Raw genomic sequence first — 15,993 nt, 5'->3', positions numbered from 1 at the left:
CCCAGCTCTCTAGTCTCTAGAAACATTCTAACCCGTTTTCTTTAGATGTCCGTTTTCAATCTCTCGCATAGGTTCTGCGAGTTTAAAAATCTCTGCTTTTTTATAGAATAGCAACATAGTATTGATTGCAACCCATACTCCAAGTGTCCATTCAAGCCATTGTGGCAAGATATACAATACTAAAGCGCCAATGACTAAGATATGTTTGAGACACTCCAAATATATTGCCTTAGTATTATTTTCCAGAACTAAGCCAGCCGAAACACTGCAATAAAAAACAAATAACACAACCAAAATTTGCTCAACAACACTGAAGCTTGAAATATTCATCATTAACAACAAACCAATAAACACAATCAATGAATATTGTAATAGGCTGTAAAATTTATTGAACAACGATAGCGAGATATCGAATTTTTTAAATTTAGTCAGATCAACCCGACTTAGTGGGTAATTTTGTTCAACATCAGCAGGACGCCACCCGGTGCGTTTAAACCAAATGAGTAGTTTGTCTTGCCAACGTTTTGCATGCCAACTGTCTTTAAATAGTTGGCTGTAAACGTGGACATTAGCCCAAAGCGGATTCCAACTTTTAAGCGCCTTTCGGATACCATAGATAGGAGGCTCTTCATCCAACTCATCTTGAAATGTGCCAAATATTCGATCCCACAGAATAAACACACCTCCATAATTTCGATCGATATAGATTTGGTTTTGTGCGTGATGCACTCTATGGTTGGAAGGAGTAACAAACACCCACTCATACCAACCTAGCTTTGGAATATGCCGAGTGTGCACCCAAAATTGGTAGATAAGATTTAAAGAGCCAACTGCGATAAGTACTGCAGGCTCAAAACCCAAGATCGCCATAGGAAGGTAAAAAATCCAGCTGAAAAAACTACTACTACTTTGCCGCAATGCCGTTGTTAAATTATATTCTTCACTGGAGTGATGGACTACATGGGCGGCCCACAATATATTCATCTCGTGACCCAGGCGATGATTCCAATAATAACAAAAATCATATATTACAAACGCACTTAGCCACACCCACCAGCTTGATGATAATTGAAACAATGCTATGTGCTCGTAAACCAGCACATAAATAGTCAAAGGCAATAATAACTTGATGATACCGGTCATTCTGCTTAACACACCTGCAGTTAAACTATTAATGCTGTCGTTAACACGGTAATAATCGGTACCTTTAATTTTTTCTAACAGCAATTCGATAAATATCAGCAGGAAAAAAAACGGCACTGCATATAAAATAATATTCAAAAGGCTTCCACTTGTCTTAAAATAAGTTGGCGACACAATCAGTGTAAATGTCAAACAATGGTCAGTCCAGTTAAGAATACAATTACAATATTTTACGGTATGCACGTATCATTTAGGCGGTTATTTAAGTAGGCTGAAGTGAACGTGTTAAGAAAGGCATTTAGTTAATAGGAAAATCATGAGCGAAGAATCTAAAAAATCGTTAATTCCACATTTCACTATAGGTGCAATTGTTTTGGCTGTAATTTTAGCGGTAGTGTTTTGGCCCAGCGAACCAGAGCCCAAGCCTGAACCGGTCGTTGTGGCACCTGTCTCTCCTGTGATTGAACCTCAAATTAAACCTGTTATCGAAGAGCAACCAACCGAAGTCATTCCAGAGCCAGTGATAGAGGAACCTGAACCCGAAGTGATCCCGGAGCCTGAACCTTTAGATACCAGCGATGGTACTGTTAAAACCAAATTATTAAGCTTATCTGACTATGATGCTTTTGCGCGTTTACTGATTGACGACGCACTACTGCAGCGCTTTGTAATCATGACCAATACTTTAGCCGATGAAGGATTAGCTACTAACAATAGGGTATTAGCTAAGCCAGACAAACCATTTCGCACCTACAGACAAGCCGATAAAGAATGGATTGACCCTGCTAGTTTCAAACGTTATGCACCTTATGTAGAAGTGCTTGAATCACTTGAGACTGCATCTTTATTGCAGCTGTATCAGGAATACAAACCAGCAATTGAACAAATATTTTCTGAAATTGCGAGCCCTTATGACAGCTTCGACGAAAAGCTTGAAGAAGCCATAGATGTATTGTTAGACACACCAGAGGTGCCTTTTCCACTCGAAGTCTACACCGACAGCGTAATGTACAAGTTTAAAGATAGCCGACTAGAATCTTTGACCGCTCCACAAAAGCAATTATTACGCACAGGACCTGAAAATATGCGGCGTATTAAAGCAAAATTACGCGAGATTAAAGAATCCCTTTAAATGGCAACTTTCGACTTAGGTGCCTTTCAAAATCAAATCAGCGCACAAAATGCAGCGTTGCCACCTGTTGATAAGTGGAACCCCGACTTTTGTGGTGACATTGATATACAAATAAAACACGATGGCACTTGGTTTTATATGGGTACCCCCATCGGCCGAAAGCCACTAGTTAAACTTTTTGCCAGTGTTTTAAAACGCGAAGACCAAAATTATTTTTTAGTTACACCAGTAGAAAAGGTAGGGATTCAAGTTGAAGACGTGCCTTTTATCATTACCCAGTGGCAAAAAGAAGAGGATAAATTGTTACTAACCACCAACACGGGTGATGATTTAATCGTTAGCTCCGAAAACCCCATAAAAATATTTGCGGACAAAAAAACGGCAGCCTTCCTACCTTATGCTTTGGTCCGCAGAAATTTATGGGCACGCCTACATCAAAATGTGTTCTATCAACTCGCAGAGTTAGGTACTGAACAACAGTTAAACGGTAAGAATCATTTAATGCTCAATAGTGGAGATTACAGCTTTAGTCTAGGTGAGCTGTAACCACAGCAAGTACAGGCATCGTTTGATTTACACGCATCAATAAAATAACGACTTGTTAGTTTATTTGAAACAAATGAGTCGATACAACGGTCTGTTTCGGCGTTGTAATAAATTTACTATTAATGGAGAAAAATCAGTGAAGAAACTTCTACCTATATTACTACTTGCAGTAAGCGCTAATTCAATAGCCGCTAACAACTTTGACACAACCGCCGAAAAAATCAAAACAGCATTAAAATCAGAGATTAGAACCCAAGCCGAAAGCGACCGTGACAGGAATCGCAAAGCGTTGCAAACCCTAGAATTTTTTGGTTTGCGAGACGATATGAAAATCCTTGAACTCATTCCCGGAGGCGGCTGGTACACAAAAATTTTGGCGCCTGTTGTCAGTGATGATGGAGAATATTATGCAGCAGTTGGTACCGGTAGAATTAGCGATTTAAGCGAACAGCCTGGATTCGAAAAAGTAAAAATTGTTGCCGAAGATGCCAAACTTTATCGAAAGCAAGGTGAACGTTTTTATTCTTTAGAAGCTAGCTCTTTTGGTGTTAAAGATCTTGATATGGTACTTACGTTTCGCAACTACCATAACTTCGGAGAAGAAGGCCGCCGTACTATGAATAGGTTAGCCTTTGAGGCACTCAAACCGGGTGGCGTTTATGCTGTTGTTGACCATACGGCTCGTCATATGGAGCAGCCAAATTCTGCCAATCGTCGCCGAGTTGACCCAGTTCTAGCAATTAAAGAAATTCAAGAAGCTGGCTTTGAATTTGTCGATTATTCCGACCTCCATTACCGCGCTGACGACGAGTTACGATACGAAGTAGGGGTTAAGTCGGTTACAGGCAATACCGACCGCTGGACCATGAAATTCCGTAAGCCTAAGTAACAAACATTGGGTAGATTGAAGTTCAGTTGAATAAAAGGTCGCTATTTTAGCGACCTTTTTTGATCAGGTATTGGTAAGGAGAAGTATTACTTTGAGATCCCAGTAACTCATGCTCCATAAAACGGCAAAAGCTAGGAACATCCCGAGTAGTCGAATGATCATCGGCTGTTACAGTTACAGTTTCACCCACTTGCATCTCGCGAATTTTTAATCGCACCATCATAACAGGCTCAGGGCAACGCAATCCAATTGCGTCCAATTGATAGTCCGCGGACTCGAAAGAAACAGGCACACTCACCTTAGATCCCATAGTCGCTTTGATATTGTTTAATATTAGTTAAGTGCTCAGCCATATCAGCTTTATCACTTAAGTATTCAACTAAATCGCTCAAACTCACAATCGAAACCACTTGAGTACCAAAGTCACGTTCCACTTCTTGAATAGCTGATAGTTCACCTTGACCTTTTTCTTGCCTATCTAAGGCAATCAACACCCCTGCAAGTAGCGCATTATTGGCAGCAATTAATTGCATTGATTCACGAATAGCCGTACCTGCGGTAATCACGTCGTCCACCAGCATGATCTTACCAGCTAAAGGACTACCTACCAGATTGCCACCTTCACCATGGGTTTTGGCTTCTTTGCGGTTAAAACAATAGGGCTTATCAACATTATGTTTATCAGCTAATGCTACAGCTGTAGTGGTGGCTATAGGAATGCCTTTATAGGCAGGACCAAATAACACATCGTATTCGATACCTGAAACCTGCAAAGTTTGTGCGTAAAACTGCCCAAGCTTGGCTAAATCACCACCGGTATTGAATAAACCCGCATTAAAAAAGTACGGGCTCACTCGACCAGATTTAAGCGTAAACTGACCAAATTTTAAGACATTACGAGCGAGTGCAAATTCGATAAAATCGCGTTGGTAATCTTGCATGATATTGCCCTAGTTCAAAGCCAATTTTTGCTCATCGAACAACTCACGAATGCCATTTTTAGCTAATTCCAACATTTCGTTTAGCTCGTCCATCTCAAAAGGTTCACCTTCTGCTGTACCTTGTACTTCAATGAATTTACCGGTGTCGGTCATGACAACATTCATATCGGTCTCGGCATCAGAATCTTCAAGATATTCTAGATCAGCAATAGCGACGCCTTTGTACACTCCAACAGATAAAGCAGCAATCATGTGTTTGATTGGATTAGCTTTTAAAATACCTTTAGCACGCATCCAAGTTAATGCGTCAGCCAATGCAACACAAGCCCCTGTAATAGACGCGGTACGTGTACCACCGTCAGCCTGAATCACATCACAATCAACTACTATAGTATTTTCACCCAGCAATTTTAAATCCACTGCAGCTCGTAACGAACGAGCAATTAGACGCTGAATCTCTAAAGTACGTCCACCTTGTTTACCGCGAGCGGCTTCGCGATCAGAACGAGTATGAGTTGCCCGTGGCAACATGCTATATTCTGCGGTGACCCAGCCTTTACCCTGACCTTTCATAAAACGCGGCACACCTTCGGTGACCGAGGCGTTGCATAACACCTTAGTATTGCCAAACTCGATCAAAACAGACCCTTCAGCATGACAGGTAAAATTACGGGTAATAGTAACGGGGCGAATTTGATTGGCAGTTCTTCCACTTGGACGCATGTTGCTCTCCTAAATATTCACATACTAATTAATGGGCGGAATTATAAAGGCTTCCAAGTAAATTTTCTTGAGTTTTAAGCCCTTCTAAAACAAATAATCACTTTAGCCACTCGCCCCAAGGCACAACAGGGGTATAATACCCACAACCAAGACATAGGAAGAACTCAATGATTTACAGTATGACTGCTTTTGCCCGCCGTGAACTTAAAGCCAATTGGGGCACAGCTGTGTGGGAAGTACGTTCCGTTAACCAACGATTTCTAGAAACCTATTTTCGCCTTCCTGAGCAATTTAAAAGTATGGAGCCCGTGTTGCGAGAACGTTTTCGCAAACAGCTACAACGGGGCAAAGTAGAATGTTCATTACGTTTTGTCGCCAACGATGCAGCAGTAGGTAAACTTAACCTAAACGAAGATCTCGCCAAACAAGTCATGCATGCCGCCGATTGGGTGCAATCACACGGTCAATCAGCCGGCGTTAATCCCTTAGACGTATTACGCTGGCCTGGCGTTATTTCGGCCGAAGAAGCTGACATGGACGGAATTCAAGCAGATATATTGGCTGAGTTTGACCTTACACTAAAAGACTTTATCGCCGCCCGAGCAACCGAAGGCAACAATCTCAAAGCGATGATTGAACAACGTTTAGACGGAATTGACGCAGAAGTCGAAAAAGTTACTGCACACATGCCAGACGTAATCAAATGGCAACGAGAAAAAATTCAAGCCCGCTTCGAAGAAGCCAAAATTGAACTCGATGCAACCCGCGTAGAACAAGAAATGGTGATGCTGGCACAAAAAGTAGACGTAGCCGAGGAACTAGATCGCCTAGTATCTCACATTGGCGAAACCCACAAAATTCTAAAAAAGGGTGGGGCAGTAGGCCGCAGACTCGATTTTATGATGCAAGAATTTAACCGCGAGTCCAACACCCTAGGCTCAAAATCAATCAACACCGACATCACCCAATCAGCGGTTGAGTTAAAAGTGCTAATTGAGCAAATGAGAGAGCAGATAGCGAATATTGAATAGAACAAGCCGTAAGGTGAATCAATTTTGTAATAACATTGACTGTCAGCTTTTTTTACAGAATCTATCATAGTCAAAATGCTAAATAATCTATCTTATTGAATTATATTGTTAAAATTATGTTGGCTTGGTTTTTGATTATATTTTAGAGTATGAAAATTAAGATGATTTATGTGAATGTCTTATCTCTATGGCTTTCTCGTAATTTTGATTCACTTTAACTGGTTAAGATGTACAGATGTCTTGTTTAACTCGAAAATTGCAGCAAAAATTAACGCGTTATGTCCAGAAAAACAGCGCTCGTTTTTCGTCTAATGACCCCGAATGTATTCATGAAGAATTGGTTAATAAGGGGGTATGCCCCTCTGATGTAACTACCGATCAGATCATCGTAATCTTAAAAGAAGCCAAAGTCACTTAGACGCTTTAACGCTAGAAAGAGCTTTTAGACAGCTATTGATTCATTAAAATACTTGTTGAAATCAAGCTTGAAATCGCTTGCGATGACAGCATCAACAATTTTAACGCCGTTACTAGCGGTGGCTAAATTTAGCTCTTTAGGTTCCACATAGTGGTTGCCTCGTATTGAATAGAATACCTTCACAACGGGTTTGGTGCCGTGAACGGGATGTTGCTTTAATACCATGGCAATTTTTTCGTTGTTGAGTTTAACCAAACTACCCACTGGAAAAATACCTATACATTGAACAAATTGTTTTACTAACTCACCATCGTATTTTTCTGGTGAATCGTGTATCAAAATTTGTAACGCTTTTTTAGACGACATCCCAACTTTATAACAACGGTCTGCGGTGATGGCATCGTAGGTGTCTACAATGGCAATCATACGACCAAACTGGGTAATTTCATCGCCGCGCAACCCATCAGGATACCCGTAACCATCAAGCCTCTCATGGTGCTGCCCAATAGTTTCAACAATTGAATCAGGGATCCCCATTTCAATCAGTACTTTTGTACCGTAATACACATGGTCTTTCATAATGGTCATTTCTTGATCATTTAGTCGCCCAGGCTTGTGTAAAATATGGTCAGGGATTTTAATTTTACCAATATCATGTAAAAAGCCAGACAGCGCTAACTCTTGCACTTGTTCTTCAGCTAAACCTACATGAGAGCCAAAATTGGCGAGTAAAATAGCTACATTCAGCGAATGCTCTAACAAGTATGTATCTTTCTCGCGAATTTTTGTCATGCACATCAAAGCATTGGGATTGCGATCAATAGAGGAGACAAGATTGTTGGTGAACGCTTCAGGTATCGCAATGTCTATCGGTAATTTTTTACCGATACTTTCTAACATTGTCTTTTGTATCTGTTTGCCTTTGGAATGAAGTTTGGTGGCTACTTCAAGTTCTTCTTCAAAAGAGATTTCGACGGGAATTTCAGGCTCTTGTTCAGGTGTTTCGGGTTCAACAACATCAGGCTGTAGTTGTTTGCTCATATCCACAACAACAGACAAAATCCCTTTCTTTTTGAGCTGATTGATCGCCTCTTTAGAATTGACCCTACCTCTACTGGTAATCTTAAAGGTACCCTGTTGCTTTGCTATAGAGTCGACGAACATCCCTTCTTCTAGCTCGTCTATATCAAAGGTTTTTAACACTGATAAAATCTCGAATAAATAAAGTCAAAATATAGTTTATAAAGTATCCGATTTACTTATTAAGAGCAACAATAACGATCATCTGAATAATGCTAATACTCTAATTTCCAAAGCATTTCTTCTAGGTTTGGATGCCATTGAAAAAGTCGTAGTTTGACGCGATTATTAAAAACGGCAACATCTTCTTGCTGTAATAATCCTGTTTGTTTTTGTGATTGCTCAGACCCTTTAGGGAAAGCGATTTGCCCATTAGAGCGCAGCACTCTATACCAAGGCACATTTAAATCCTTGGGCACGTATCCTAACGACTTACCCACTAACCGTGCACGCCCCGGTAACCCTGCTAAGTCAGCAATTTGACCGTAACTTGCCACTTTCCCTGCAGGAATAAGCTGCACGGTCCGCCAAATTTTGCTGTAGTGAGGGTGTCTAGACATAACCACTATTTAACTTGTTGCTACAAAAGGGTAGTGTGTTTGTAGCTGTTCTAAATCAAATAATTGACCTTGTTGGTTAACATTACGATAAAGCGCTAAGTCACTTGGTGAGGTATATCCAGCAAGCTGCTCAATATCATTGAGTCTTGCCCCTAAACTCGCCAAATAAGTCAAATAAGTATGTCGAAGCACATTCAGAGATAACTGCTGTGGAAAAGCGATTTGTGCATCGTGCCCTATATTTACTAACAATTGTGTTAATTCTTCTAAACTTTTTATATTTGACCAAATAGTTTGCTTATCTAAGAGGTTTTTACACAATGCTTGTAAGGCTTCGGACAATTCTTTTTGTAAGTTAATGGTTCGTGAAAACTGGTTATTTATTTGTAACTTTGAAAAATCTTGCTCGAAGTTAGATTTTTGAAGTACCAATAGTTCTTCAATATTTACACCACTTAAAATCAAACCTACCAAGGCTTTACCTTGGCTATTAGCAACAGAGTAAAGACGCTGGCACTCATCAATGCTCAATAATCGCAATACCTGTGGACTAGGTGCTAACTTAGCGGGTTGTTGTGCAATTTGCGGGTCGGGGGCAACAATCTGCCCTTGTTGTCCATAACCTAAGCTTGCGTAGTCAGCTGGCCCTGCCTGACCTGGAATCACCATAAAGTGATTAGAAGCACTCGGAGTTTTTTGTTTAAAAATAAAGCTAAATAAAAGTAACGCTAAAATCGCTACAATTGTCGCCACTATCAAACTGATTAAGCTATTCGTTGTATAGTTTGGCCCTATGGCATAGTCAGGATAAAACGCCTCTTCAAGTAATGATATTTTAGCATCAAAAGGTTTGGATACCTCTTGCGCAACTTGCTGACTTTTTAACTGTTGCGCTTGGTTTTGTAGTGCTTTTAGTTCATCGTCAATGCGTTTATATTGTTCTAGATTTTGGTTAAACTCTTGAGCTAATTTATTTTGTTCGGCAAGCTGTGTGCTCATCTGCTGCACTTTGCCTTTAGCAGCGCTTAAATCGCGCTCTACATCCGATAAGTATTCCGATTGACTGATTTTGATTTGTTGCTCTAACAAAGTTTGCAATTGCTGAGCTTTTTTCTGTTTAGCCACAATAGCGGGATCTCGCTCTAAATAGGCTTGAGTATACTTTTCTGACAACTCTGATAAGTTTGTACTAATTTCTCGCAGAGTTTTTCTTGTAGCGTCTATTTTGGCTTTGTCTGCTGGCTTAACAATAGTTTGCCCATTGCCAGTGGCTTCAAGCAAACTGTTTAATAAAGCTTGCGCTTGTGCCTCGTCAGCCAAGGCTTTATCAAGGTTTGCGCCTAAGTTTTTAGTCCTACTTAATACTCTGTTTTCATCTCGTTCTAGCGATGTAATGCTATTTTCATTCGCAAAATATTGAAGCCTCTGTTGTTGTTCAGCTATTTTTACTTGTAATATTTGTAAACGCTCGTCTGCAACCAATAAATCATCAGCGTTGTTCTCTTGAGTTTCGGACTCAACTAATTTCAGATACGCATTGACCCACGCATCCAACATAGGTTTAAGAATTTGTGGGTCGGTGCCACTAGCCTTTAGGGTAATAATTCGGCCTGTTAAACTGGCTTCTGCTGACAATGCTTCAAAAAGAGTCTGTTGATTAATAGCTAACATTTGAGTTCGTTCAAGCTCGTCAGAAACCAAACTCAAAACACTGTTACTTTTTAACCTTTGTTGATGCAAGGTAATTTGCCTATGGGCTAATTCAGAAAGCGCTGTTTCGGTTTGTGAAGTATATGAAAAATGCAAGATAGCTTGGCTTTGATAAACAGGCGCTTGGCTCCAAATAACTGCATTGGCAATAATCACAATCAATAAGAATGTGCCAATTAAAACTTGCCATTTGTGCTTTTGGAAATTTTTATGTTGAGTGTCTGATGAACCTAAAGTGGCATTAGAAAAGGACTGATTTGGTATATAGTCAACTTTGTTATTAAATGACATGAGAAAAACCTAAGATAGTTATACTGCTAACTAATCTGATAGCGCTGTTGTTGTAGAACATAATAAATCCATTTTGCTTTATATTATTGATTTACAATCAGTCCACAAAGAGCCGATATGAGCTTACCAAGTAAATTTAACAAGCCTAATCACAAACACCAAGATAAGTTTTAGAGAAATCAAAATAAAATGGCTGATTTGAAATGCACTAAGAGATCGATATGTACTGATTGTGGTTATCCGCAAGTTACCTGTCTATGTTCATGGGTAAAACCTATCGACTCTCCAATGAATATTGTTATTCTTCAACATCCTACAGAGGCTAAGCATGCTAAAAACACTGTCAGACTATTGGCCTTAGGTTTAAATAATGTAAAGATTTTACAAGGGGAATCAGCTGCTGATTTTAAAGAATTCTCCAAGTCGGTGCTGCGCTCTCAACAGCACTATCAGTTGTGTTATCCCCACGCCAAAAGCATGGCAATTGAAACATTCGAAACCCAAACTAAACCTCTTGAACTCGGACATACATTAATACTAATTGACGCGTCTTGGCGTAAAGCACTAAAAATGTGGCATCTTAACCCTTGGTTACACTCACTGAATAGTTGGCATTTTGCAAATCCCCCGAATAATCAGTATCAAATCAGGCACACCTCACAAAAAAATAGCTTATCTACTTTAGAGTCTGTCAGCTATGTGCTGGAATTTATTTATGGATTGGATTGTTCACCTTTGTATATGTTATTTAAACAAATGCAAATTCGATGTTTCATCAATCAAAAGAATTAGGTGGATTAGAGTTTAAGTTCCTAATTAAAACCAACAAATGAATGAATATTCCATCTAAAGTTTGACTTAATTAATCTATGTGGCATGTTGAAATACTTACGCGTAATACATCACAAGTTGTGATAACCGTAGATTACACATTTTAGTGTCCCGTATTTTAAAAAATGGTATTTGTTTGAAACAGATTAAGTTACTAGTTTGCTTTGTATTCTTTTGTTTATGTTTGACTGCAACTGCAAATGGAACAGCGGCTAAGAAAATTGTTAGTTTTGATTTAAGTAAGATTAGTAATAGTAATATTAGTAACCAAGTCAGCTATTTTTCTCTTAATAACAATACTAACCCTGCTCCCAATGAATTGCCTCAGTTAGCCGAGTGGTTAGGTACTTTACCGATACAACATGGCACTAACCTATTAGGTGATAAATACGCCGTGTCTTTTGAAATTTATAATGACACGCAGCAAACAGAATGGTTTATTTATCCTAACGGATCTCTCGTCCAGCATATCGAAATTCGCTATTATAGCGACATGCAACCAGCCATGTCTTTTGACACAGGGCATGGGTTAGACAACCAACAAGACTTCCACTACGGAAGTTCGATAGAAATATTACCAGGTCAACGAAAGACATTATTGTTGTTATTTGAAAGTGACTTTTTCTCGTCCCCAATTAGAATATTAGTCAAACCTCAGGCCGATGCTGAGCGGTTATTCCAAATAGAAAGTGTTATTTTATTGCTCTGCCTAGGAATATGTTTTGCGTTAGGTATATATAACTTATTTATATTTATAACGACCCGTGACCCAAAGTATATTTATTATGCTGTTGCCACTTCATGCTACGCGTTAGGTTGGGCCATTGGTTTTGGCGTTCCAGAATTTGTAGGCATAAACCATGCAGAATATTGGTTAATACCAACATTTTTAGTTGGTGGCTTTTTCTCCATTTTTTTCAACATTCGATTTTTACGACTCGAAGAGTTTTCGCCAAAAATATGCAAGGTTTTAAAGTTAACCGCTACTGCTAGCCTGATAGCATTGCCTATTGCGTTTTACAGCCCAGGTATCGGCCTATATTTGGCTTTTATAATTAGTTCAGTGATTCTTATTACAGGAGTTTATGCTGGTATTCACTGCTGGATTAAGGGATATTCTCCGGCCAAATATTTTGTGTTTGCATTATTATCGGTAGCATTACCCAATATAATAGGTAATTTGGTCAGTTTGGGAGTTTTGCCCGGATTTAATGCCAATATTTATTTGTTATCTTTAGTTGGAGTGAGTCTAGACAGCTTATTGTTAGCTTTTGCTTTAGCGGCCCAAGTTCGTTTATTGTCCATTCACAACAAAGAGCTCACTGCTACCCTTGAAAAAACCGTTGAAAAACGTACTGCTGAATTACGTCACGCAAATATCCAACTTGAGCAAAGTAATGCTGAATTGATCGAAGCCAGTAATGCAAAAGGTCGATTTTTGGCAACTATGAGTCATGAGATCCGTACTCCACTGACTTCTATTATTGGTTATGCAGACGGTATTTTGCACGGTGATATAGACAAATCTGAACAAGCTCGTGTAACAAAAATCATTGCAGAAAACGGCAACCATTTATTAAGTGTCATTAACGATATTTTGGATATCAGCAAAATAGAAGCCAACAAACTAGATTTTGAATCAATTGCGACGCCTTTATTTTCAGTGTTGGCTCAAATTGAGTCAATTGCGGGTAAACGAGTCAGAGACAAAGGTTTGGCGTTTCATTTGGAATACGAGTTTCCGTTGCCAGCACAAATTAATACCGACCCTACGCGTTTAAAGCAGATTTTATTTAACCTTACCAATAATGCAATTAAGTTTACTGAGCAGGGTTATATTGGATTATCTGTACGTATACTCAACAATCGCTTGCAAATCCAAGTAAAAGACTCTGGCGAAGGCATTTCTGCTCAGCAGCAAGAACAGCTATTCCAACCTTTCACTCAAGCTGACAGCTCTACTAACAGGCGTTTTGGAGGTACAGGTTTAGGCCTAAGCATTGCGCGTCGTTTAGCTAAAGGTTTAGGTGGCGATATTAACGTAATAAGTGCACCTCGAAAGGGCTCAACGTTTATATTGGATTTTAACTTAGATGTGGTTCAAGACTCACCTTGGATCAATAATGTGGCTGAAATATGGCAGTCAACCACTACAAAATCGGTACTATCGACTCCTTTGCCAAACTTTGTAGGTAATAAAGTATTACTTGCTGATGATCATCCTAATAATCGCGAATTGATAGCCATATTATTAAAACGTATGAATATCACTGTCACTGAAGTAGAAGATGGTAAGCAAGTGCTGGAAACCATTTTTTACCAAACATTTGACTTGATTTTGCTAGATATCCATATGCCACAAATGGATGGCACTGACGCACTTAAACAAATTAGAGCCGCTGGTAATTACACTCCTGTGATAGCGCTAACGGCGAATAATATGAAACATGAAGTCGATCATTATATGCGTCTGGGATTTTCTGATCATTTAGCCAAGCCCATTTCACGTGATAACTTTATTAGTAAACTGTCACTTTACTTGAATAAACAAGGTGATATAGATAGCCCTCTCCATCAAGGTGATATGTTGAAGCTGATAAAAGATTATCAACTGGATTTGCGTGAGCAAATAGCAAATCTACAAAAAGCGTTAGATCAAGGTGATTTGACTATCATCAGCGAAATAGCTCATAGAATTAGAGGCTCTGCTGGCTCTTTTGGGTTTGATATTATTGGTCAAAAGTTTGCTGATATTGAACATTGTGCCCTGCAAGATGACGAAATTGCTGTGACCTATGAATTACCTAAAGTCATTGCCTTAACAGAGCAATGTATTGACTTGCCAGGGGTAGATATCGCTACAGGCATAATTAAACATCACAATAGTGCTGAGAAGTTTCTATTGGCCATTTTTGAATTAATCGAGCACTCACAACAAACGCTTGAAGATTTACGTGCTGCGCTTGAAAATAATGAAATCGACGATGCCTTAGAACATTTCAGTAAGTTTTTTCCTAACTGCTACGAATGTGCATTGGTTCGTTCAGAAGTAGCATTTAAGACATTGGAAAATTTGCTCAAACAAGGTCAAGTGGAACCTCAGCAATATTCTACCCAGCTAGAGATTATTGCTGCACATTTAACAGAGCTGAGAGCGGCGACGCAGGGGAATTTAATGAAGGAAATTTAGTAGATAACCTGTTCATTTATTAGTATTAGACTAGGCCGCAATACCATCCTTTAACAATAGATCAGTCAATTTTGCATTCATTTTCAATTTACACAGGCGAGCTATTTCATCTAGTAAATTTTTAGCAAACATCATATCGTATGACCTAACATTTTTATTTGAATTTAAGTATTTTTATATGTTTTATAGTGAAATAAAGAAAGCTTTTTTGTTGGTGTTGTTTTGCGGACTAAGTTTCAGCGCTGTTGCAGCAAACCGAATTGATACTCAGCGACCCGATGCGCCAGAGTTAGCTGCGTATGGTCATTACCCGATAGGAGTGAGAACACTTCAGATAACTCACTCGAAGCAAGTTGATATCGCAAGCTTCGATCCTGCTACACCGGACAAGGTACCGCATTATGATCGCCCTTTAGTTCTGGAAGTGTGGTACCCAGCAGAGAAAGGTAGCAAAGGAAACACTTCTTTAGAAGTGTACTTACGAGACGGTAAGACGAAAGTCACTTTGCAAGGCAAAGCAATACGAGATGCGAATCCTAGTAATACGTCCCGGCACTTACCCCTTGTTATAATTTCACATGGTTATCCAGGCAATCGGTTTTTGATGTCTCATCTGGCTGAAAATATTGCCTCTAAAGGTTTTGTAGTTGTTTCAATCGACCACACCGATTCTACTTACCGAACTCAAGCTGCATTTGGATCCACTTTGGTTAATCGACCACTCGATCAATTATTTACCCTTGACCAAATTGAACTCATGGCGAAAGACAACGATTCATTTTTGTTTGAATTAGTTAACACCGAAAATACTGCATTGATTGGATATTCCATGGGTGGCTATGGTGCGGTAATTTCCGCAGGTGGGGGAGTGACTCAACAGGCAGTAGAGTACCCTTGGGGTTTACCAAATAGCGCTTTATCAATTCATCAAAACCTCGGCAAAGTAGTAAAATACCCTGATCCAAGACTCAGAACGGTTATTGCTTTTGCACCTTGGGGAATGAATTATGGTGTATGGAACCCAACAACGCTAAAAGGGGTGAAAGTACCCATGTTATTTGTTGCAGGTTCAGTTGATGATGTATCAGGCTACAAAAACGGGATCCGTAGTATCTGGCAGGCCACTACTAATGTTGATAGAGCATTATTGACCTTTGATAATGCTAATCATGGCGCAGGAGCGCCTATGCCAGCTCCAGAGGAATCTTTTGTCTATGACGAAGCTCTCGGTTTTTACATCAGCGATCACTACACAGATGCCGTTTGGGATACAGTACGCATGAATAACATATCCCAACACTTTGTTACTGCCTGGCTAGAAAAATATTTAAAAGGCAATACCAATATGGAGCCTTACTTCGATCTAACTCCTAATTCAAATCAAGGGCTTTGGAGCATGGATGAAAAAGGTCAAGCTAAAACCGATCACAATCACTGGAAAGGCTTTAAAAAAGGAACAGCTAAAGGTCTAAGGTTTGAAAAATTAAGTAAAGGTGAATAGCTAAAGA

At 39.5% G+C, this 15,993-nt stretch carries 15 protein-coding genes; 8 read left to right on the top strand and 7 right to left on the bottom strand.

All coding sequences use genetic code 11. The features are described from left to right. Window positions 1–27: 27 nt before the first annotated feature. A complete protein-coding gene (locus ABJK37_RS20165; protein WP_348357620.1) occupies window positions 28–1,281 on the bottom strand; it encodes a sterol desaturase family protein in 1,254 nt (417 codons plus the stop codon). A gap of 178 nt (window positions 1,282–1,459) precedes the next feature. Between ABJK37_RS20165 and ABJK37_RS20160 the strand changes: the two genes are divergently transcribed. From ABJK37_RS20160 to ABJK37_RS20150, 3 genes are all read left to right on the top strand, one after another. Continuing rightward, a complete protein-coding gene (locus tag ABJK37_RS20160; protein WP_348357618.1) occupies window positions 1,460–2,275 on the top strand; it encodes a DUF3014 domain-containing protein in 816 nt (271 codons plus the stop codon). Further along, on the top strand, window positions 2,276–2,821 hold the full coding sequence (locus ABJK37_RS20155; RefSeq protein ID WP_348357616.1) for a DUF1285 domain-containing protein: 546 nt from the start codon (window positions 2,276–2,278) through the stop codon (window positions 2,819–2,821). It begins immediately after the preceding gene. Between the two features lie 136 nt (window positions 2,822–2,957). Next, window positions 2,958–3,710, top strand: a complete 753-nt coding sequence (locus ABJK37_RS20150) for a methyltransferase (protein ID WP_348357614.1) — start codon at window positions 2,958–2,960, stop codon at window positions 3,708–3,710. 46 nt (window positions 3,711–3,756) lie between these two features. Here ABJK37_RS20150 and tusA read toward each other — a convergent pair whose 3' ends face one another. From tusA to rph, 3 genes are read right to left on the bottom strand one after another with little or no spacing between them, the layout of a single operon-like run. Continuing rightward, the gene (tusA, locus tag ABJK37_RS20145) at window positions 3,757–4,020 is read right to left on the bottom strand and encodes a sulfurtransferase TusA (RefSeq protein ID WP_348357612.1); all 264 of its coding nucleotides are present in this window, start codon (window positions 4,018–4,020) and stop codon (window positions 3,757–3,759) included. Then, window positions 4,010–4,651: an orotate phosphoribosyltransferase gene (gene pyrE, locus ABJK37_RS20140; RefSeq protein ID WP_348357610.1), complete on the bottom strand. Its 642-nt coding sequence runs from the start codon at window positions 4,649–4,651 to the stop codon at window positions 4,010–4,012. The genes tusA and pyrE overlap by 11 nt, the downstream gene beginning before the upstream one ends. A gap of 9 nt (window positions 4,652–4,660) precedes the next feature. Beyond that, entirely contained in the window at window positions 4,661–5,374 is a 714-nt protein-coding gene (rph, locus tag ABJK37_RS20135) for a ribonuclease PH (RefSeq protein WP_348357608.1), read from the bottom strand. Between the two features lie 167 nt (window positions 5,375–5,541). Between rph and ABJK37_RS20130 the strand changes: the two genes are divergently transcribed. Both ABJK37_RS20130 and ABJK37_RS20125 read left to right on the top strand, forming a co-directional pair. Beyond that, complete coding sequence (locus ABJK37_RS20130; protein WP_348357606.1) at window positions 5,542–6,405, top strand: YicC/YloC family endoribonuclease; 864 nt, start codon at window positions 5,542–5,544, stop codon at window positions 6,403–6,405. A 235-nt stretch (window positions 6,406–6,640) separates the two neighbouring features. Beyond that, window positions 6,641–6,823 (top strand): hypothetical protein, encoded by a 183-nt coding sequence (locus tag ABJK37_RS20125; RefSeq protein ID WP_215929276.1) that lies wholly within the window; start codon window positions 6,641–6,643, stop codon window positions 6,821–6,823. Between the two features lie 24 nt (window positions 6,824–6,847). Here the strand turns inward: ABJK37_RS20125 and ABJK37_RS20120 are convergent, their stop codons facing one another. From ABJK37_RS20120 to ABJK37_RS20110, 3 genes are all read right to left on the bottom strand, one after another. Then, window positions 6,848–8,026 (bottom strand): HD-GYP domain-containing protein, encoded by a 1,179-nt coding sequence (locus ABJK37_RS20120; protein ID WP_348357604.1) that lies wholly within the window; start codon window positions 8,024–8,026, stop codon window positions 6,848–6,850. A gap of 92 nt (window positions 8,027–8,118) precedes the next feature. Beyond that, window positions 8,119–8,463, bottom strand: a complete 345-nt coding sequence (locus tag ABJK37_RS20115; RefSeq protein ID WP_348357603.1) for an MGMT family protein — start codon at window positions 8,461–8,463, stop codon at window positions 8,119–8,121. A gap of 9 nt (window positions 8,464–8,472) precedes the next feature. After that, window positions 8,473–10,464: a hypothetical protein gene (locus ABJK37_RS20110; RefSeq protein WP_348357601.1), complete on the bottom strand. Its 1,992-nt coding sequence runs from the start codon at window positions 10,462–10,464 to the stop codon at window positions 8,473–8,475. 189 nt (window positions 10,465–10,653) lie between these two features. On the opposite strand from ABJK37_RS20110, the gene ABJK37_RS20105 reads away from it, so the two are divergent. The 3 genes from ABJK37_RS20105 (at window position 10,654) to ABJK37_RS20095 (ending at window position 15,986) form a co-directional block, all read left to right on the top strand. Continuing rightward, the gene (locus tag ABJK37_RS20105) at window positions 10,654–11,256 is read left to right on the top strand and encodes a tRNA-uridine aminocarboxypropyltransferase (RefSeq protein ID WP_348357599.1); all 603 of its coding nucleotides are present in this window, start codon (window positions 10,654–10,656) and stop codon (window positions 11,254–11,256) included. Window positions 11,257–11,431: 175 nt separating this feature from the next. Next, the gene (locus ABJK37_RS20100) at window positions 11,432–14,485 is read left to right on the top strand and encodes a 7TM diverse intracellular signaling domain-containing protein (RefSeq protein WP_348357598.1); all 3,054 of its coding nucleotides are present in this window, start codon (window positions 11,432–11,434) and stop codon (window positions 14,483–14,485) included. Window positions 14,486–14,663: 178 nt separating this feature from the next. Then, window positions 14,664–15,986 carry a dienelactone hydrolase gene (locus tag ABJK37_RS20095; RefSeq protein ID WP_348357596.1) on the top strand — a complete coding sequence of 441 codons (1,323 nt, stop codon included), beginning with the start codon at window positions 14,664–14,666 and terminating at the stop codon, window positions 15,984–15,986. Window positions 15,987–15,993: the final 7 nt, after the last annotated feature.

This window comes from Paraglaciecola sp., assembly GCF_039964565.1.
Classification (GTDB): Bacteria; Pseudomonadota; Gammaproteobacteria; order Enterobacterales; family Alteromonadaceae; genus Paraglaciecola.
The sequence above is the reverse complement of the archived record's forward strand: the minus strand, read 5'-3'. Positions and strand labels throughout refer to the sequence as shown.